This is a genomic window from Salmonella sp. 32020114201800008SM, assembly GCF_017572025.1.
In the GTDB taxonomy this organism is placed as follows: Bacteria; Pseudomonadota; Gammaproteobacteria; order Enterobacterales; family Enterobacteriaceae; genus Salmonella; species Salmonella enterica.
Genome location: NZ_JAGEQM010000006.1, coordinates 92349 through 114197, shown reverse-complemented (window position 1 = coordinate 114197; position 21849 = coordinate 92349). Strand labels below are relative to the sequence as shown.

Here is a 21849-nt window from a genome sequence, read left to right as displayed (position 1 = left end):
GTTACTCCACGCACGTCGCATAACCCGCTGTGCCTGCCGGCTTAATGGCGCAGTTTTGACTCTTGGTATTCTCATCTACGCCGCAATACATGCCGCCGCTTGAGGTTGATTTAGATAAATAGGGATAGCCCTGCGTCGGCCAGCCTAACGAGCTAATTGAATGATACAGCGTCAACAGGTCGTTATTATCCGGTGCTTTGCTAAGGCTACCGCACTGTTTGGCAATATCCCATTTCGTGTTGTCCACCGTATGCGCCATCGCCCAGTACTCGTTATTTGCATGCACTCCGTTGGTAAATACTGGCGTTACGCCTGACAGCATCTCAGCCTGAAGCCACGGACGATGCAGCGTTTTTCCGTTGACGGATGTCGTATCCGACATATTTCCCCAGAACAACGCTTTATCCGTATCCGGGCTGGTAAGTACCATAAAAATCACATCCAGCGATGCGTGAAGAGTCGTATTGTCCGTCACTTTCACCGTGAGTGGCGTTTTCAACCCCAGGCTTTTATCCTGATTAAGCGTAAACGTTGCCGTACCGTCGCTGCCGGTAGTGCCGGTAAAGACAATCCCGGTGGTGGTCATACTTTGGCTGGCGCTTGCGGGAGTCAGCTCTTTAAGCATGAGATCGTCTGCTCCGGCATCCGCTGCCACGTCGCCATCCGTTATCACCATACCTGCCCGATTTTTCGAATCGCCACGTGACAACGTAAAACCGACGTTGGCGACCGGGTTACCGCTGCTATCTTTTACCGTCACCGTTAACGGCATCGCGCTTCCCTTCTCCACTACCGCCGCGTTTTTCGCGCTGTCCATCGCCGTCGAGGTCAGCGTAATACTGGCAGGAGTAGAAGTACGCGGCTCGACCAGACACACCTGAGCACCGGTGGCAGTCGATGAACTGGCGGTGCCCTTACCGCCGCTATTCAGGTTTATAAATTGGTAATATGCGGTATTCGGCGCACGATCCGCCGCCCACCAGGATTTGTTCCCCGCCACCGGCCAGCCGTAGTTTGTACCGATTGCGCCGTTAGGATTGTCGCTATACAACGTTTGCAGATCGCCTGACAACGGCTGGTATTCCGCATCACAGCCGGTTGCGCCCGCTTTTTCAGTGTTCGCTGCGGTGACTAAGGGCCATGTTTCATTGTTAACCAGGTAAGTACCGCTATTCGACGTCATCTCCGCCGCCAGCAGCGGACGCCGGAACTTCACGCCCGCGCTGTTGGTCACGGTTTCCGGCATGTGTCCCCAGTATTTGGCTTTATCGCTGTCCGGGCTGGTAATGACGGTGAAAATGACGTCCATATCGCTAACTGTCAGCGGATCGTCGACAAGCATCACCTGCAGCGGTGTTCTCAGGCCACGGGAATCATCCTGCGTCACTTCGAGTTGCGCTTTACCATTCTCATCCGTCATGCCGTACCAATAGCTTGTGCACGAAGATGCCGTGCAGTTAAACGTCATTGAGCCCGTAGACGGTGCAACCGATGTGAGTATCATGCCTCCGCCGCCGGAACTGCCATCAACGACACCCGCCCGGTCTATCGAAAGCGTTCGTCCCAAACGGATAGCGGTATTGGGCTGCGGCGTGCCGGAACCATCCCTCACAGTGACGGTCAACGGCAGGCTCTCGCCCTTCTTCGCCACTGGAGCGCCTTTATCCGCATCCATGTCGCTGGAGGTGAGTTCTATCGACAAGTCCCGGCGCTTTGCCAGACAAAGCTGCGCCGTGGCGGTATTGGCTTTGGTTGTCAGCGTATTATTATCGCTGAGTCTGACATACTGAAACTGACTGTCTGAGTGCGTGGCATCTGGTACTGAGTTACCCGCCCCCCAATATTTTCCTGATGCCACCGGTAGGCCAAGCGTTGTCGTGAGTGCGCCATTGGGATAATCGGTATATAGCGTCTGTAAATCATTTACCGTCGGCAACCCCAGCCGATCGCACGGGCTGGCGGTGTCCTGATACATATTCGGATAACGGCTCCAGGTATACCAGGTCTCGTTATTTTCCGTATAACCCGACGTGTCCGCCGTTGAAGAAAGTTCAGCGCGCAGCAGCGGTCGCTTAAATTCAACCCCCTTACTGTTGGTAAAGGTTTCCGGCATATGGCCCCAGTATGAAGCCTTGTCGCTGTCCGGGCTGGTGATAACGGTAAAGATAGCGTCTTTGCTGTCCGTCAGGTTGCTGCCGTCCATCGTGGCGGCGCTGATAGTGGTCTTTAAACCGGCGGTACTGTCCTGCGCAAGGGTAAATGTCACCTGTCCCAGGGCATCGGTTTGCGCATACAGATATTTCGCCGAAGTATCCAGCAGGTATGTCGCAAGGCCGGACGGCATCACATTACGCAGCGTAATATCGTCTGTGACGCTTGAGGACGATGTGGCGCTGTTGGCGCGATTGTACGAAGATCCGCGGCTGATTTTCACCATCACGTTTTTCATCGGCTGACCTGCGGCGTCTTTCACGTCGATGGTGGCGGCCATCTGCTCGCCCTTCTTCGCCTTTGCGCTTCCGGTGGTTTCATCCTGGCCTGCCAGCGTCAGCGTCAGGCTGGCGGCGGCGCTGCGCGGCGAGGCAAGACAGGTCTGCATGTAGTACATCGAGGTGCTGGTCGTCGTTTTGACATCATTGCCGTCGTTAAACAGGTTGACCGCCGCGTAGAGCGACTTCGTGCCGTCTGACGATATCACGTAATCCCCCGCCCACCAGTAGCGGCTGACGTTGTTGTTGCCTGAACTGGTCATCGGCCAGCCGTTACGGCTGCGCATGGCGTTATCCGGGTATGTCCCGTACAGCGTCTGGAGGTTGGCTACGGTCGGTAGCGTGTCGCGCCCACAGCCGCCACCGGTGCCGTTCCAGGCTTTATCGACGGTTATCATGCCCCAGGTTTCGCCTTTGTCGTAGTAGCCGTTGGCGATGGTCAGCGTTTTGCCGGGCGTAGCGCTAAACTCGCTGGCCAGCAGCGGACGCCTGTACGCCACGCCGCTGCTGTCGGTCAGCGTTTCCGCCATATGGCCCCAGTAGTTGGCCTTCGGCGTGTCCGGACTGGTGACCACGGTAAAGATGACTGGCAGCGGCGCGCTCGTTACGCCGTTGTGCTCTATCGCCGCCGTCAGCGGCGTTTTAAAGCCCGCGCCGCTGTCCTGGCTGATATTCAGCGTCAGCGTGCCGTCGGCGCCCGTGGCGGTGTAATAGTTAGCGCCGCTGCTACGCCCGTCGCTGTGGTTTATCTGTATATCCGCCGCCGCCGAGCTATTCACCTCCTGATTCGCGCGCCCGACGCTGTCGCCGCGCGTAAAGATAACCGGCGTGTCGGCGGCCGGGTTGCCCTGGGCATCCCGCGTGGTGATGATGACCGGGATGGTCTCGCCGACTTTCGCTTTGGCGAATCCGTCGCTGTCGTTATACACAGGCGAAATGAGCGTTATCTGCGTCGCCGCCGGATGGGCGTTTTGCAGGCAGACAAAATAGAGTTGTTCATTCCACAATAGCGAACCGACGCCGCCGTCGCGCAGATTAATCGACTTAACGTAGCGGTTTTGCGTACTCCGGCTCAAATCGGCGGTGCTGTCCTGGTAGTTTTTACCGTCCAGCGGCCAGCCCTGCTGGGTATTCATGGCGCCGCCGGGCCTGGCGTCGTACAGCGATTGCATATCGGCAAGGGTCGGCACGTATCCCGCGCCGCAGGCGTCGTTCGCCATTTCAAAATCGACTATTCCCCACGCTTCGTTGTTTTCCGTATTGTCGCCGTGGGTAACGCCGCTGGCGATTTCAGCCGATAACAGCGGGCGCTTAAACACCTCGCCGTTGGCCGCCGTCGTCGTTTCCGGCATATGGCCCCACATTTTGGCTTTGTCGCTGTCCGGGCTGGTGACCACGGTAAAAATAGTATCGATGCTGGCCGTCGCGCTGGCGTTATTGTACAGCGCCGCCGTAATCGCGACTTTCGTCCCGTGGGCATCCGGGCGGGTGACGTTGATGATTTTGCTGCCGTTTTCACCGGTCATGCCGCCGATTTTGGTGGCGGTGTCGTTGAGCGAATCGCCGTCAATCACCACCGCCGAGACGATGCCGTCGCCGCTACCGGCGATATGTTTCTCCCCCTGGCGGGTATAGCCGTCGCCGCGGCTTAACACGAACGGCGCCTGCGGCAGCGGATTGCCGCTGGCGTCTTTTACCGTCACTTTAAGCTGGAGCGTATCGCCCTTTTTCACCTTCACCGCGTGTTCGCTGTTTGCGTTATACCACAATGCCGCATCCACCGGCTCAATGGTGATAGACGCCGCCGTCGGATTTTTGCTGACCAGACAGCTCACGTAGTCCGACGCATCGCCGGAAGCGGTATAGCCGCCCGCAGCCAGTGATACCGCCTGCCATGTAGCGGCGCTGGCGAAGGTGGAAGACCAGTAGTCATACGTCGTCGGCCAGCCGGATACTGTGTGGATTTTATTGCCGTCGCTGGAGGCATACAGTGCGGCAAGCTGATCGGCGCGCGGCAGATGGCCGGCCTCGCAGCCCCCGGCGTTGGGGTTATTCAGCGCGTCGGCGTGGCTGACGCGCGCCCAGGTTTCGTTATCCTGCTCCTGGGTACGGGTGGCGGCAGTCGCTTCCGCCGCCAGCTTTGGCCGCTGGAATTCCATATCACCCACGGTGAGCGTGTCCGCCATATGGCCCCACATCTGCGCCTCCGGCGTATCGGGGCTGGTGGGAACGGTAAATTTCACGCTGCGGTTGATGGGCGTGGTAATCAGTGAGTTGACCGGCAGGACGCTCAGCGGCGTCAGCAAGCCCACGCCCTGCGGCTGTTCAATCACCAGCGTGGCGTTGCCCTCGGCATCGGTCATGCCCTGGTACGTCATCGACGCCTGGGAAGAGCCGAAAGGCGTTCCGCCCATCACCAGCGTTCCGTCGCTGGGATCGGTAAAGCCCGTGGTGGCGTTGTCGCGATTTTTGCCGTGCGACATGGTGACGGTAAAGCTGGCGTTGGGCACACTTAACCCGTTCAGCGCATTAACGGAATGGACGTTCATCGTGATTTGTTCGCCGACTTTGGCTACCGCATTACGTAACGACTCATCGCCATTAAAGTAAACGTCCAGACTGGTCACCAACTCATTGCCGGAGCAGGAGAGATAGTTCGGTTCGGCGCCGCTGAACATGCTGTCCGCGCCGGTCGCCAGGTTGACGTGCGCGGTGGTGGAACCATCAGTATCCGCCGCGATATAGCTGTGTTTCTGCGTCGGCCAGCCGTAGGTCGTTTCCATCGCGTTACCGGAATGGGCCTGATACAGCGTATCCAATAGCAGTTGCCCCGGCACCTGGCCGGTACCGCACTGGTTCGTCGCCGCCGTTACCGAGTTAAACGTCGCCCAGTATTCGTTATTCTCAAATTCGGAACCGGTATCCTGCGCGGCCTCTTCTGCCAGCAGCGGGCGTTTGTAGATATTGCCCGCTTCCACCACGCCCTGCATATGGCCCCACATGCGCGCCTGCGCCACGTCCGGGCTGGTGACGACGGTAAAAATCACGTTCTGCGTCGCTTCCGTGCCGTCGAACAGCACCACGCGCACCGGGGTTAATACGCCCGCACCCTTATCCTGAGTCAACACCAGCGAGAACTGACCGTTGGCGTCGGTGACGCCATGATAGTGGCCGTCGCTGCCTGCCAGATTGGTGATAATTACCGGATCATCCGTCCACTGATGCCCGCTATCAATATCGGCGTTCTTTTGATTCTGGCGATTTTGCTCGTCGCCCAGGTAGACGTTAAAGTAGCGATAAGGCAGCGGTTTATTGGTGGCGCTGTCGGTGACGGTGATCTTCATGTTGATCTCTTCGCCCACCTTCACTTTCGCCGCGTTGACCGTTGAATCAAAATTATCGGCGCTAATCACTAATTTCGGCGTGACCGCAGGCGGGGCTTTATCCACGCAGCTAACCAGCGATTGCGTGGCGTCCGGCATCTGCGTAAGGGCGCGGCTGCGCATATCAATGCTGATATGGTCAGTGGCAGTCGATCCCTGGGAGGAGGACCAGTACTCTTCATCACCGGATGTCAGCCCTACCGGCCAGCCGAGGGTGGTGGCCAGATCGCCGCGCGCAATTTTTAACCCTTCCAGTTGGCGTGCATCCGGCAGAATATCGCAGTGCGCGTCGGCGTGGCCCCAGTTGAACTGCGCCCAGGTTTCATTGTTGATGCTGGCGGTGCGGTCTTCACCGTCGGTTTCCGCCGCCAGTTTGGGGCGGTAAAAGGTGTAGCTTGCGCCGTCCACCGTGGCGGTGGACGTCTCTGCCATATGACCGTACATGTTGGCGCTGCTGCTGTCCGGGCTGGTGAGGGTGGTAAAAATCACGTCCACGCTGGCTTTCAGCGCTGGCGCGCTCGACGGGTGCGCTATCAGCGGCGTTTTAACGCCCGGGCCGTTCGCCTGGGTGACGACCACGGTCGCCACGCCCTCGGCGTTGGTCGTACCATGATATTCCGTGGCGGTGGTGGTCAGTTCGGTGTTGCCGACGCGCACCGGCGCGGCATTGTTTACCACGCCCTGGCGGTTTTGCGCGTCGCCGCGGGTAATCACGAAATCAACGTTGCCCTCCGGTTCGCCGCCGCAGTCTTTGGTCGTTACCGTCAGCATGATGCTTTCGCCCGCTTTGACCTTTGCGGCGTTGAGCGACTCATCCAGATGATCGGCGGCGAGCGTTACCGGGTCGCCCACGGCGGGCGCGATATCCACGGCAAACTTTTGATCAAGCACTTCGACCGCCGTGTTATAAGGCACGCCGGTGCGGGTAAGCAACCACAGCGGCGGTATGGCGGTTGAGGTATCCAGTTGCGACCAGACCACCAGATGGCGGCCCGCCAGATTCTGCGCGCAGAAACTTATATTGCTGACGGGTTGTGGATCAAGCGGCGTGTCCGGCGTGGCGGCGTCGGCCCACACCAGCGTGACGGTGGGCGCGCGTTCAGCCTGCCAGACCAGCGGCGGCACGGCGAAGATATCGCCTTCGGTGTCGTGCGGATTGGTTAAGGTCAGCGCGCTGCCAGCATCACTGGTGCTGAACTGGCTGGGCTTCGCGGAGTAGTCAACAGGATTCGCCGCATCAGAGCGCAACTGCACGCTGCCCTGATATACCGGGATCGTTACACTGTCGGCCTGAGGCGGAGTGCCATTAATAGCCGCAGTTTGCTCAGTGAGTTCCTGCCATGCGCCGCTGCTTCGCACGGCCTGCGCGAAGAAAGGCGTTAAACTGAGGGCGCATAGCAGCAGCCAGGGTAAAAAACCGACACACTTTTTCGATTTCACTGACGTACCTGAGAAAAGTCCATTTCGTTGCAGTTCATTCCATGAATACAAAAACGTAAAAATACATCGCTACCGGAACAGCGCCAGCTACAAGGGATACCCAGGTTGGGCGCCGCAAAGCGTCACCCAACATTCAAACGCGCTCCCGGCCCCATTCCCCATTCACTACGGCACCCGGCACGAGCCTAAGCCCGAGGTCGTCGCTTTTTCACGAGTACAGGTTGTCTGGCCGGTCGTTTCGTTAAATGAACAGTAGTACTTATTGCTTTGACCTTCATCTTGCGACACATAGTCCCAGGATGATGTCGTCGGCCATTGCAACGTGCCGATAACGCTCTGCAACGCTTTCAGATCGTCCAGCGAGGCTATATTTTCCTGCGATCCGCAAAGATGCGTCAACGACGTTTCCACGTGTTCGGACTGATAATAATAGTTCGTCCCCCAGAATTCATTATTAAACGGCCAGGTATCCCGGGGCGCGGCAGAGAGCTCGGCTTTCAGGTACGGGCGGCGCAGCGTAACGCCGTTCACCTGCACGGTATCCGGCATATGACCCCAGTATGACGCATACGGCGTGTCCGGGCTGGTTTGTACCGTAAAGATTGCATCCACGCTCGCCGCCTCATCAAATTGATTCGCAAGCGCCGCCGTGACAGACGTTTTTAACCCCAGCGATTTATCCTGAGTTAACGTAAACCGCAACTTACCGTCATCGCCGGTGAAGCCAGACCATTTTGTGCTGAGGCCATTCTGGTTATTAAACGCCACTGCCGTACCCGCAGGTGCAACCGGCGTCAGCATCATATTCGCAGGCGAAGTTGTAAACGGAACCGGCTCGCCAATCACGCCTGGTTCAATGTATTGCTTATCCACCGCACCGCGCGAATAAGCGTAATCACGCGTCAACAGTACGGCCACCCCGGCCTGCGGCTGCCCGGCGTCGTTAGTCACCGTTACCGTCATCGGTATCGTTTCGCCTTTTTTCGCCACGGCCGCCGATTTATCGGCGTTCCATGCGTCGGAAGAGAGCGCGATATTCAGCCCGCTGCGCGATGTTGTCAGGCAGAGTTGTAAGTAGTAGTTACCCGGGTTTTCCGACATGCTGTAGTTTTTCCCCGTCTTGAGATCTTTATACTGCCAGTAAAGGGTTGAGCCTTTCAGCAGGCTATCCCCCGCCCACCACCGCTTCCCGACGGGCAATCCAATATCGGTCGCCACCTTGCCGCTTGGGTGATCGTTGTACAGCGCAGTGAAATCATCTATCGCAGCCATCTGGTTCATCGGACACCCGCCGTAATTGCCGGTATTAAAACTATTCACCATGATCCAGTTTTCATTGGTTTCGAAATAGGTATCCGTGTGCGCCTCCGATGAGGGCTCGCCTGCCACCAGCGGGCGCTTAAACTCCGCGCCGTTGCTGGCGGTGAAGGTCTCCGGCATATGGCCGTACATGTTGGCCTTGTCGCTGTCCGGGCTGGTGAGGACGGTGAACACCACCGGCAGCGATGAGGTCGCCGTCGGCGTATCGTTCAGATTCGCGGTCAGCTGGTTTTTCAACCCTATGCCGCCGGGTTCGGCAAGCGTCAGGGCCAGCGTACCATCCGCGCCGGTGGCGCCGGTCAGAACCGATGTGGCATAGTAAAACTGTTGCTGCGCACCGGTGAGCGGCGTCACCGTCATGTTGGTGCCGTTAGTGGCTACAAATTTATTATAGTCAGGGTTGCGCGCCTTCCCGGCGTCGCGTTTAAGCGAAAAAGTCGCATAAGGCACCGGGTTGCCCATCGCATCGGTAGTGGTGATGAGCAGCGGGATCGACTCGCTGTTTTTCGCCTTCACCGCCTGAATAGCGTCATCCATCGCCTGCGGGGAGGTGAGGGTAATCTGCGTGGCCTGCGGCAGCGGCGTCGTGGCGCAAATTTGATACTGCCAGGCAGTGCTGGTCGCGCTGTTTTCTGACCGACGCGAACCATCAGCCAGATCGACTGCGTAATAGAAGTCAAGTTTTGCCCCGCTGGAAAATGACGTCGAGTTCGATCCGCTCCAGTAAGAATAGTAGACCGGCCAGCCCTGGGCGGTATTTATCGTTCGGCTCGGGTATTTGCTGTAGAGCGAATCCAGCGCCTCAACGGCAGGGTAATAGCCCGCCGCGCAACGGGCCGGATTGGCCCCTTCACTGGCTGGCCCATGAAAAACCGCCCAGGTTTCGTTGGTTTCTTGCTTAGACGCAGTATTGTCCGTACTGGACAGCTCAGCGTACAGCAGCGGGCGCTGGTACACCGCGCCATCCGCCGCCGTCAGCGATGGCGCCATATGCCCCCACATGCGGGCAACGCTGACATCCGGGCTGGTGACGACGGTAAAGATAGTGTCGATGCTGGCACTCACGGCGGCATTTTCATACAGCGTCGCGTTAATCGCGGTGCGGGTGCCGTGGGTGTCCGGGCGGGTGACGCTGATGATACGGGTGCCGTCAGTGCCGGTCTGCGACCCCATTTTGGTGGTGGTCCATGCCAGCGATTCGCCGTCGATCACCACGGGCGTCACGATGCCTTGCAGATCGTCACCGTCCTGAGCGGTATACTTTTCGCCCCGGCGATCGTAACCGTCGCCGCGGGTGAGCACAAACGGCGCTTCCGGGATCGGGTTGCCGCTGGCGTCCTTCACCGTCACCTTGAGCTGCATCGTCTCGCCCTTTTTCACTTTGACCGCGTGGACGTCGCTGCCGTCGTACCACTGCGACGGATTGACCGGTTCAATGGTGATGGACGCCGCCACCGGGTTATCGCTGGCCAGGCAGCTGGCGTAAATCGAGACGTTGCTGTTGGCAAATTCACTGCCGTTCGTCAGCGCGATCAGTTTCCAGGTGGTGGCGCTCTGGTAGGTGGACGACCAGTAGTTAAGATAGGTCGGCCAGCCCTGAATGCTGTGAATCTTGCCGCCGCTGTTGGCGTTATACAGCGCCTCAAGCTGGTCGATGCGCGGCAGGCGGTTCGCCGCGCAGCCGCCCGCATCCGGGTTGCCCACCGCGTCGCTATGGGCCACGCGCGCCCAGGTCTCATTGCTCTCGTCCTGGGTACGCAGCGGGTTGCTCACTTCACCCGCCAGTTTGGGCCGCTCAAAAGTCCAGTCGCCCACGGTAATCGTGTCGGCCATATGGCCCCACATTTTGGCTTTTGCCGTATCCGGGCTGGTGGCGACGGTAAACTTCACGCTGCGGGAAACCGGCGTGCTGATTAATGAATCGACGGGCGCAATATTTAACGGCGTCAGCAGCCCCACGCCCTTTTTCTGGGTGAGGATAATGGTCGCATCGCCGTTAGCGTCGGTGATCCCGTGATAAACCTGCCCGGCAACGTAGCCCACGTCGTCAAACTGCATCTCGCCGTTGCTGGTATCGGTAAAGCCGGTCGTCAGCCCGTCACGCCGCTTGCCGTTCGCCATGGTGATGGTGAAGTCGGTATTGCCGATCGCCATGCCGTTAAGGGCGTTGCGCGAATGGATGTTCATCTTAACCTGTTCACCCACTTTGGCGTCGGCGTTTTTGATCACCGGGTCGTCGTTGAAGTAGACGTCCAGCACCGCCACCATTTCATTGGCCGAGCAGGTCAGGTAGTTGGGCGTATCGGTAAATTTGCCGCTATCGCCGTTTTCGAGGTTGACGTGTACCGTCCCGGAGGCGTCGCTGTCGGCGGCGATGAAATAATCTTCAGTCGGCCAGCCGTGCTCGCTTTCCATCTGTCCGCCCGCATGTTCGCTGTACAAATGCGCCAGCGACGACTGATCCGGCACCTGGCCGACACCGCACTGCGCGGTGGCCGACGCCACGGAGTTAAACGTCGCCCACTCTTCGTTATTTTCGCTGAATTGGCCGTCTTTATGGCTGGCCTCCACCGCCAGCAGCGGACGTTTGTACAGGTTGCCCGCGTCCACCACGCCGCGCATATGGCCCCACATGTTGGCGCCGTCCACGTCCGGGCTGGTGACCACGGTGAAAATTACGCTAAAGGACAGCTCGACGTTGCCGCCTTCGTCGTCCGGCATCACGATGCGGATGGGCGTTTCGACGCCCAGGCCGCTGTTATGTTTTAACGTCAGGTGCGCCTGGCCGTTGACGTCAGTCACGCCGGTATAGTGCTCCGGCGACGAGGCGCTCATACCTTCGGAATCAACGGTGACCCGCAGGTTATCCCATGCGTCCTGATGTTCCCCTTTGCGGTTTTTCGCCGGGTCGATAAACAGCTCCATGTAGCGGTAAGGCAGCGGTTTTTGCGTGTCCCGGTCAACTACGGTCATCGTCAGATCAATCGACTCCCCCACCTGCGCTTTATACGGTCCTTGTGGGGAGAGAGTAATCTGCGGGTGCGCCGCAGGCTGGGCTTTATCCACACAGCTGACCAGCAGCGTGTCGCTGTCGGCGGCCCTGGCAACCGACGCGCTGTTCATATGTACGGCAGCGTGGTAGCCGCTCATCTGATCTTTGGTCGACGACCAGTATTCGGCATCGTCCGTCGCTGGCCAGCCGGTGTACGTTGCCAGCGTGCTGTGCTCATGTCGCATCTGCACCAGTTGTTCGGCGTCCGGCAGAATATTGCAATGGTTATCGGCGCCGTTCCAGTCGAACAGCGCCCAGGTTTCGTTGGTATCGACGACGCTTTTGTCAGCGCCGCTCGCTTCCGCCGCCAGCTTCGGGCGGGTAAAAGTGTAGGTTATACCGTTCAGCGTCGCGGTGGTGCTCTCTATCATGTGGCCGTACATACTGGCCTTATCGCTGTCCGGGCTGGTGATGGTGGTGAAAATGACGTCGACATTGTCGGTCAGCGTGGGATAGTTTTGCGAAGAGACGATAAGTCGCGTTTTTACCCCCGGACCGTTCTCTTGCGTTACCACCACCGTGGCGTTGCCCTGCCCGTCCGTTACACCATGATATTCTGTTTGCGCAGTCGTTAACTCGGTATTGCCAACGCGCACCGGGTTAGCGTTATTGACCACACCCTGGCGATTTATTGCATCCTCGCGACGGATCACAAACGGCGCATTGATCGCAGGTTCGCCATCACACGCTTTGGTGGTGACAGTAAGAGTAATACTTTCTCCGACCTTAACTTTCGATGCTTCAAAACTGGCATCGACATGATCGCCGCTCACAGAAACAGGATCGCTCACCGCTGGTTTGATATTCAGCGCCACTTTCGGGCTTAACAGCGGAATGGTCGTATAATTCGGCACCCCGGTATTCGTAAAGAGCCACAGCGCGGGAACGTTGGTTTCATCTTCCACCTGCGCCCAGGCCACCAGCTGTCGCCCGGCGAGGTTTTGGGCGCAAAAGGTCAGGTTCGGAACCGGCTGCGGCGAGAGCGGCGTGTCGGGCGTGGCGGCATCGGCCCATACCAGGCCCATGGCGGGCGGCTGGCGGTTTTCCCAGGCGATGGTGGGCGGATCGCTAAAGAGATCGCCTTCGGTATCGGTGGAATTGACCGCCCGCATCGAGGTTGAGGTAGCATCCGCGCTAAAATCGCGCGGCATGGCGCTGAATTCAATATCGTGGGTTTTGCTCGGGTCAAGCAGCGTACTTCCCTGGTAAAGGGGGATAATAGCGCCGTCGGCCAGCGGCGCGGTGCCGTTAACCGCACCGGTGACTGAGTTCAGCTCTTGCCAGGTTCCTCCCTTCAATAGCGCCTGCGCAGGTGCGATCGACACTGCAAACATGATCAGTAATGTCAGTAAGAAATGTACAACTTTATTCACTTGCCGATTCCTGTCCATGAGCGATAGCCACCCGTTTTCATTCTCTGTCGTAATTCAACCCACTTTGCTTAGCGCGCGGCTAAGCAAAGTGCGCGGAAAATACCACTCCCCGCGGGGAGTGGTATGTTGAGGACAACTTATTTGCGTTTGTAGTCGATGGACAGACCAAAGCCCTGGACACCGTCGCTACCCACGGTAACGCCGCCTTCCGCACCTTCGAACGCCGCTTTCGCGTCGACGTTGGTGACAGGGATAACAAGGTCTTTATCGTTCCAGTTTTCGTTGACGATACCGCCAGTGCCAGTACCTGCAATTGCGCTGGTGCCAACGAATTTCCAGCGGTAGTCGTACTGGCTGGTAACGTCTTCACCGGTATCATAGGTACCGTTGCTGTTCTTATCGCTCCACAGCAGCACTTTATAGGTGGTGTCGGTTTTGAGCGGAGTAGAGGTACCCAGCAGGTTGGTGGTTGAGCCAGACTCATAGATAACCACATGGACGTTTTCATCCACCACCGGACCTTCCGGAATGTCGTCGCCATCCGCACCACCGCCCGCATCGGTCGACAGGTCTTTCAACAGCAGTTCGGTTGCCACGGCTGGGTCACCGGTGGTGGTGGTTGGGGTGATTTTGATACCGATATAATGGTCTGCGTCACCCGCCTGAATTTCATAGGTATCGCTGCCTTTGGTGCCAATCTCTTCGGGATTGCTACCATTCTGGTCGCTGTATCTCATCCACTGCACCGTCAGTTTCGTGGCGGCGTTGTCGACATCCAGGTCGCCTTCCGTATCGCCAATCGCCCAGTTCACCGTGACCTTATCGCCAACGTGGAACTGCTTATCGCCTTCGGTCACAATTTTACGATCGCCGCGATCGATAGTTACCGTTACGTGATCTTTGTCGGTATCCGCAGTTTTATCCGCCGCACGGGTAATCCACGGCACCGTACCCTGAATGGTGCCCGTCTGTTCAGAGACAATCTGCCACTGCCCCGATTTCAGATTACCGTTTGCCGCCACCGCTGGCGCGGCGCAATACCCGGCAACTACTAATGCTAAAGCGACCTTCGTCAGCCGCCGTTTTACTGTTGCTTGCATTCAGACTCTCCTTTTTCTCAAAATTCAGCGGCTGGCTGGTCAGCCACAACGCTGACGCTATTTCTGACTATACGTAACGCGTATGCCGTAACCCTGAACGCCATCTTCCACATTGGCGGCAAACTTCTGCGCCGCCTCTTTATTGGTTACTGGCAGGACAAGATCTTCATTCATGGTGTTGGCCAGCGCGCCGGTATGTCCGTTTGTACTCTGCCCGGTAAACTCCCACTGGTAGTCGTACAGCGCCATCTCTTCTTCCGTGAGCTGCTCGGACATCTGGAATACGCCGTCTTTATTTTTGTCGCGCCACAGCAGGAAACGGTAAGCATTATTGACCGTAGGGTGCCTATCTTCTTTGCCGATAAGGTTGACAGGGTTGGCGGCTTTGACCTGATAAATCACCGCATTCAGCGCGCTCAGGTTGTCGCCGATAAAAGTGACATCAACGTAGTTACTGTCGCCATAGGCGTCTGCTTTCGCCTTCCAGCGGAAAGTCCCCGGCAGGGTGCTGGAAAGCGTCACCGTCCCCGCTTCTTTGTCACGACTGGCAATAAACACGCAGGGGGTTTCCGTGGTGCAGGGCGTCTGGGCCAGCGTGACTTTTTTATCATTGCTGTCGTACAACACGGGCGTCATGGCATCGTCCACCAGTTCGTTACCATTGCGATCCGTGGAGTCGCCAAAGGAATCGGTGATCAGCAGATCCATCACCACGCCGTCTTCGCCATCGGCCAGCGCGCTGGCTTCATGGCTGTGATCGCTGCGATCGGTATCGGCAATGTTGTCGACGATCAGCTCAATTTTGCGATCCTGCTGGACGGTGATTTCCACCACGCCGGAGTTCTGCTTATTGCCCTTTTCATCTTCCAGCGTCATGCGTACTTTCCAGGTGTTCAGGGCGGTGCGCTGCTCTTCGGTATCGGCATTAACCCAGGCAGGAAGCACCAGATTCCAGCTGTTATTGTTGCCTTCGGTTAACGCATTAGCTTTTACCACCGGCATCACCAGCGTACGGGCGGCGTTGTTTTTCGCCTGCCAGGAGGCAGAAATAATTTTGTAATGGTGGTTAATCAGCGCGTTGACCGTCCACTTACATTTCTCCAGCCCCACCGCGGCCTCAGGCGTATCTTCAATCACGCATTCCGGGTGTTCGTTGGTGGCGTCAGCCTTCAGCCACAACGTGACGTCCAGCGGATCTTTCTCACGATATTCGAGAATGATGAAATTGTTACGATCGACAAAATCGGTGCGGCTGCCCATTAAGGAGTGCTGAATTTTAACGTTTTCCGGATCGAGCTGCGCCGCCAGCGGCGTGCCTATCTGGTAGTTCACGGTCGCGTTAACGCTAAAGTCGTTACTATCGCCAGTACCGGCTTTGTAATCCGTACCAACCGTGACCAGCGGTACCGGCGTATATTCCAGCCCCAAAGTGACGGCATGAGGATCTTTTTGCAGATTATCGGTGCCAAACAGCGCTACTTCATCGCCGTAGTACTGTTCGTAAACTAATTTAGCGCCAAGCTGCGGATAAAACGGCAGCCAGCTTTCCATGCGGAAATCCCAGCCGCGCGCGGGTCGTTCTTCATAAAAGTCGAAATCTTCGGAGTCTTTCCAGTCAGAAAGAGGATGGTAATAGTTGCCGGAGAATTTCAGGTAATCCGTCCAGGCTTCGGTTCCCAGACCTAATCGACGGTGACCGCGCGTAAAATCGTAGTCATAGAATGCGTTGCCGCCAAGCAGCCAGTTGCCGACGTTCTGGCGAACGCCAAGCCCAAAGTTACCAATGGTGCGGTCTTCCTTACGCTGAGCCGAAATCTGGCTAAAGAAAAGCGTGCTCTGGTTGTCATACCAGGGAATAAAATAATCCAGCGAACTGCCGTCCAGATCGCCGCCTTCGCCCACGGACAGGCTGGTACGGATCTTGCCATAAGGTGACATTACACCTTCAAGATATGACTGTGCTGAGGAAGTGATTTGGTTTTGCAAATAGCTACGCGCCTGGGATTCCAGCGCTTCCGGGGTGAGATTATCAAAGCCCTGGGTGGCGGAATTAATAAAGTAGTCAGCGCCCTGTTCTTTAAAGGACTTTCCTTTATTTTCCTGTTCTTCTTTTTTCGCGGATTCGCTGGCTAAATCAGGCAGGGAGGAGTGGCTTTCATCATTTGCAGATGCAGAGTTATCTGCGCCAGAAGCCGCAACTGAGACTCCAGACACTAATAGCAAAACCAGAATGCGAATCCTTCGCACCATATGATATCCCTGTCGTTAAATAAACACGCCTCTATGAAAAGATATTATATGGATGATTCAGATGGAATCATAACTAACAGGCCTAAATATATTCCTAAAAAGAAAAGTTTAATATGAAACAGATTTATAATATTGATATAATAAATAAAAAGAAAGCTGTTATTTATTTCTAATATTAATTTTCGGGAATAATATTCCCTATAAATAGTTGAATCAATAAAAAGAATAAAATAACCGCCGGGCAGGATACTATGCTGATATTACGGGAGTATCGAATAACGCTTTTGCCCTTAGCCGGATAAGACGTCGGCGCCTCTGCTCTGCGGCGCAACGTCGACAGCGGTTTTATTGATCGGAAATGACGAAATTAACCCGTTTTTTTGAAATTAAACCATGACCGTTCTGGCAAAAATAGTCCACTGCGCCGCAGGCTTTCAAAACCTGTAACGGCTGGCGGCAGTCAGGACAAAGTGCCTGTAACGAGAAATCTTTAGCGCATGTCTCGCAATGCGCAGTATCGCCATTGCGCTCCAGCGCGTGATGGCAAACGGGGCAGGTTATTTCCATAACATTCTCCTCAGGCGCATGACTCACTTTTACTTGAAAGGCCTGATAGCGCAGCGCTTGTCAGGCCTGGAATATTACTGAAAAAGCATTACTTGCTTTTCTTGATATGTTTCATCAGACGCTTACGTTTGCGCATTTGCGTTGGCGTCAGTGTGTTACGCTTGTTCGCATACGGGTTCTCCCCTTCTTTAAACTGAATGCGAATCGGCGTCCCCATCACTTCCAACGACTTGCGGAAGTAGTTCATCAGATAGCGCTTATAGGAGTCTGGCAGATCTTTTACCTGGTTGCCGTGAATAACCACAATCGGCGGGTTATAGCCGCCAGCGTGGGCATATTTCAGTTTCACACGGCGACCGCGCACCAGCGGCGGCTGATGATCTTCCACCGCCATCGTCATGATACGGGTCAGCATCGCAGTGCTCACCCGGCGAGTGGAACTGTCGTAAGCCTCGCGTACGGACTCAAACAGGTTGCCGACACCGCTGCCGTGTAGCGCAGAGATAAAATGAACGCGGGCAAAATCAATAAAGCCCAGACGGAAATCCAGCGTCTCTTTCACCTGCTCTTTGACTTCCTGGCTCAGGCCATCCCATTTGTTGACTACGATAACGAGTGAGCGCCCACTATTGAGGATAAAGCCCAGCAGAGACAAATCCTGGTCGGAGATCCCCTCGCGCGCATCGATAACCAACAGTACGACGTTAGCGTCTTCAATCGCCTGCAATGTTTTAATCACCGAGAACTTTTCTACCGCATCGGTGATTTTTCCGCGCTTACGCACCCCCGCCGTGTCAATCAGCACATATTCCCGTTCGTCGCGTTCCATCGGGATATAAATGCTGTCGCGAGTGGTGCCCGGCATGTCGTATACCACCACGCGCTCTTCACCGAGAATACGGTTAGTGAGTGTGGACTTACCTACGTTCGGGCGACCGACAATCGCCAGCTTTATCGGCAGGCTTTGCGGGTCAAAATCATCTTCCGGCGCTTCTTCACCATTTTGTTCCGCCTCGAACTGCGCCCAGTATTCCGCGTCTTCATCCACCTCTTCCTGCGGCGCGACATCATCCATCCACGGCAGAAGCACATGTTCCAGCAGGCTCAATACGCCGCGACCATGTGAGGCGGCGATAGGGTAAATTTCGCCTAATCCCAGCGAGTAAAAATCGACAACCGCCTGATCGGGATCGAGACCATCCGTTTTATTCGCCACCAGGAAGGTCGGTTTTTCACGGGAGCGCAGATGTTTGGCAATCGCTTCATCCGCCGGCATCAGACCAGCGCGCGCATCTACCATGAATAACACCACATCCGCTTCTTCAATCGCCAGCAGCGACTGTTCCGCCATCCGCGTTTCGACGCCGTCTTCGGTGCCGTCAATACCGCCGGTGTCGATACAGATAAACTCGCGGCCTTCAACCTCCGCACGACCGTACTTACGGTCACGAGTCAGACCCGGGAAATCCGCAACCAGCGCATCTCGGGTGCGGGTCAGACGGTTAAATAGCGTGGATTTTCCGACGTTAGGGCGCCCGACAAGCGCGACCACAGGTACCATGTTTAAAGCCTCATTTAAAAAATCATCAGACAACGCGCGTCATTTTTACGCCGTTGTTAAAAACAGGAAAACGGCCCCTACACCAGGAGCCGTTTTTTAAAACGCACAACCGTGACGATTAACGTGTAATCGCGTAGACCGTACCGTCTTTGGCCTGGATGAGCAGTTTACCATCCGCCACCGTCGGTTCGGTCAGGAAACCAGAACTGTCTACTTTTTGTTGGGCCACAAAACGCCCGTCATCGACATTAATCCAGTGCAGATAACCTTCGCTATCGCCGACGACTAAATCACCATTATACAGCACCGGGGAGGTCAGCAAACGGTGCAGCAGATCGCTTTGCGTCCACAGCGTTACGCCGCCGTCAGTGGTCAGCGCCAGCACACGATCGTTCTGATCGACCAGGTAGATACGGTCGCCGTCGACGATAAAGTCATTGACCGACCCCAGCTCGCGTTTCCACATAATCTGACCACTGCGCAGATCCAGCGCCGTTAAGTTACCATTATACGCCAACGCGTAAACGACGCCGTTTACCACAACCGGCGTGGTATCGACGTCGCTCAGACGGTCAATTTCCGTTGGGCCAGTGGCCTGGGAGATACGCTGCTGCCAAATCATCTGCCCTTGTTGCATCAGCACGGCGCTGACGCGGCCATTATCACCACCAACGATAGCCGCGCCGAACGCGGTTGCCGGCGCAGATTCGCCGCGCAGCGACAGCGAAGGCATATCCAGGTTCACCGTCCATTTAATGGCGCCATCCGCCTGATTTAGCGCCTGCAACTGACCGTTGCTGGTATGGATAAGGACGATTCCATCACTGACAACCGGACGAGACAACGCTTCGCCTGCGACCTTCGTCTGCCATGCTGTGGTACCGTCGCTGGTATTCAGCGCATAAACCTCGGCCTTTTCACTGCCGATATAGACGTGACCGCCCGCGACAGTGACGCCGCCGGACAACAGCGCGGACGAACGAGAGAACCAGCCGTCTTTCTCGCCCAGATTCACAGACCAGATCTCTTTGCCATCATCCGCATTGAGCGCTTTTACCACGCCCGCGCGATCGGCTGCATAGACCACGTTATCTGCCATTACCGGATGAAGGTTAGAATAAAATTCGCCAATTCCGTTACCGACAGAGGTGCTCCAGACAGTGGTCGGGGTAAACTGGTTTTCAACCTGCGGTAATGGAGACATCTTGACGACATCTTCTTCGCCGCTAAACAGTGAACAGCCGCTGAGCAGGGTAACGGAAAGCAACCCTGGCAGAAGTAATTTACGCAATTGCATCGGGTCCCTCTCAGATGGACAAATTATTGATTTTCATCTGCATCATTTCGCTCAACGCCGGAGAAGCATCGCTATTGACGCCCGCTTCCCATGCGCTGCGCGCGCCTTTTTTATCACCCTTACTCAGCAACGCTTCGCCGCGCAAATCAGCGACAATGGCTGTCCATCCTTCGCCTTTAACGGCATCCAGAGTTTTCAGCGCGGCGTCGGCTTGCTTAAGCTGCAACTGAACGCGAGCGAGACGCAGATTAATCACCGCTTTGAGATTTTCATCGCTGGTGGCCGCCAACCCCTGCTGCAACTGGGCTTCGGCTTTTTTAAGTTCATTCTTATCCACAAACTGCTGCGCCAGTTCCATAGACGCCAGCGCACCATAGGTATTTTTATTCTCAGCCGCGAATTTTTCAGCGGCGGGAATGCTATCCGGCTTATCGGCGCTTACCGCCGTCACCGCATTTTGATACGCCAGAGAAGCAGCACGCGCGGACTCCGTCTGATGGCTGCTCCAGTAACGCCAGCCAACCAGCGCGCCAACCCCTAAAATCACTCCGACAGCCAGCGCTTTGCCGTTTTCGGCAAAGAAGCGTTTAATCGCATCCACCTGGTCGTGTTCGTTCTCGTAAATTTCCACGCTGTCCTTCTCCTTAGCCCAATAAAGTGCGCAAATGCGCGGCGACGCTGTCCTGCGCCACTGCCGTTTGCTCACCGGAGCGCAAATCCTTCACTACAACAGTCCCATCGGCGACTTCAGATTCGCCAAGAACCAGTGCAATACGGGCGCCCCACTTATCGGCGCGGGCAAACTGTTTCTTAAAGTTGCCGCCGCCGTGGTTTGTCATTAGCTTCACGCCTGGCATTTCATCGCGCAGCCGCTCCGCCAGCGTCATTGCCGCAGACTGCGTTTGTGCGCCGGCAGCCACCAGGTATATATCGACAACAGGAGAGGCAATAAATTCCGGATTAACTGCCTGAACTAACAAAACAAGTCGTTCCAGGCCCATCGCAAAGCCCACTGCCGGGGTAGCGCGACCGCCCAGTTGTTCCACCAGACCATCATAACGCCCCCCCGCACAGACGGTACCCTGTGACCCCAGACTGTTTGTTACCCATTCAAATACGGTGCGGTTGTAGTAATCCAGACCGCGTACCAGACGCTGGTTGACGGTGTAGGCAATCCCCGCCGCGTCCAGCAATTTACACAGACCGGTAAAGTGCTCGCGTGAATCGTCATCAAGATAGTCGCCGAGAGCGGGCGCGTCGTTGAGCAGCGCCTGCACGTCCGGATTTTTTGAATCCAGCACGCGCAGCGGATTGGTATACATACGGCGTTTGCAGTCTTCGTCCAGCGTCTCTTGATGCTGTTCGAGGAACGCGACCAGCGCATCGCGATAGTTCGCACGCGCCTCTAAGGAACCAATAGAGTTCAGCTCCAGGCTAACGTGTTCAGCGATACCCAGCGCGCGCCACCAGCGTGCGGTCAGCATAATCAGTTCCGCGTCGATATCCGGGCCTTGTAAGCCAAAGACTTCGGCGCCTAGCTGATGGAACTGACGGTAGCGGCCTTTTTGCGGACGCTCATGACGGAACATCGGGCCGATATACCACAAACGCTGTTCCTGATTGTACAGGAGACCATGTTCGATGCCGGCGCGTACACAGCCCGCCGTACCTTCAGGGCGCAATGTCAGGCTATCGCCGTTGCGATCCTCAAAGGTGTACATCTCTTTTTCAACCACGTCAGTAACTTCACCGATCGCGCGTTTGAATAACGGGGTCTGCTCTACAATCGGCAAGCGGATTTCACTGTAACCGTAGCTGCCGAGCACGTTTTTGAGTGTGCCTTCAATGCGCTGCCAGATGGCGGTTTCGCCAGGCAGATAATCGTTCATGCCGCGAATGGCTTGAATGTTTTTTGCCACGTTTATTCTCTTTCTGAATATAAAAATGAACCCTCAGCGCTTCCCCGAACGAACCGGGAGCCATGCGGGTTCAATCATACACGGGAAGCGCGCCGCTT

9 protein-coding genes are annotated in these 21849 nt (G+C 56.3%); all 9 read right to left on the bottom strand.

What is annotated here, in order from left to right; all coding sequences use genetic code 11:
• Position 1: 1 nt before the first annotated feature.
• The 9 genes from ratB to hisS all read right to left on the bottom strand — a co-directional run bounded on the left by ratB (position 2) and on the right by hisS (position 21751).
• Complete coding sequence (gene ratB, locus J4613_RS16530) at positions 2–7312, bottom strand: DUF823/DUF824 repeat adhesin RatB (protein WP_111742267.1); 7311 nt, start codon at positions 7310–7312, stop codon at positions 2–4.
• Positions 7313–7477: 165 nt separating this feature from the next.
• The gene (ratA, locus tag J4613_RS16525; protein WP_000375789.1) at positions 7478–13075 is read right to left on the bottom strand and encodes a DUF823/DUF824 repeat adhesin RatA; all 5598 of its coding nucleotides are present in this window, start codon (positions 13073–13075) and stop codon (positions 7478–7480) included.
• A gap of 119 nt (positions 13076–13194) precedes the next feature.
• A complete protein-coding gene (locus J4613_RS16520) occupies positions 13195–14157 on the bottom strand; it encodes a SinI family autotransporter-associated protein (protein WP_001149073.1) in 963 nt (320 codons plus the stop codon).
• 57 nt (positions 14158–14214) lie between these two features.
• Positions 14215–16407, bottom strand: coding sequence for an intimin-like inverse autotransporter SinH (gene sinH / locus J4613_RS16515; protein ID WP_000252219.1), 2193 nt, complete (start codon positions 16405–16407; stop codon positions 14215–14217).
• Between the two features lie 345 nt (positions 16408–16752).
• The gene (locus tag J4613_RS16510; protein ID WP_000406466.1) at positions 16753–16974 is read right to left on the bottom strand and encodes a zinc ribbon domain-containing protein; all 222 of its coding nucleotides are present in this window, start codon (positions 16972–16974) and stop codon (positions 16753–16755) included.
• 88 nt (positions 16975–17062) lie between these two features.
• On the bottom strand, positions 17063–18535 hold the full coding sequence (der, locus tag J4613_RS16505) for a ribosome biogenesis GTPase Der (RefSeq protein WP_000249411.1): 1473 nt from the start codon (positions 18533–18535) through the stop codon (positions 17063–17065).
• A 118-nt stretch (positions 18536–18653) separates the two neighbouring features.
• Positions 18654–19832, bottom strand: a complete 1179-nt coding sequence (gene bamB, locus J4613_RS16500) for an outer membrane protein assembly factor BamB (protein ID WP_001177072.1) — start codon at positions 19830–19832, stop codon at positions 18654–18656.
• A 10-nt stretch (positions 19833–19842) separates the two neighbouring features.
• Positions 19843–20463: a YfgM family protein gene (locus J4613_RS16495; protein WP_000409190.1), complete on the bottom strand. Its 621-nt coding sequence runs from the start codon at positions 20461–20463 to the stop codon at positions 19843–19845.
• Positions 20464–20476: 13 nt separating this feature from the next.
• Positions 20477–21751 (bottom strand): histidine--tRNA ligase, encoded by a 1275-nt coding sequence (gene hisS / locus J4613_RS16490; RefSeq protein ID WP_111742266.1) that lies wholly within the window; start codon positions 21749–21751, stop codon positions 20477–20479.
• Between the last annotated feature and the right edge of the window lie 98 nt (positions 21752–21849).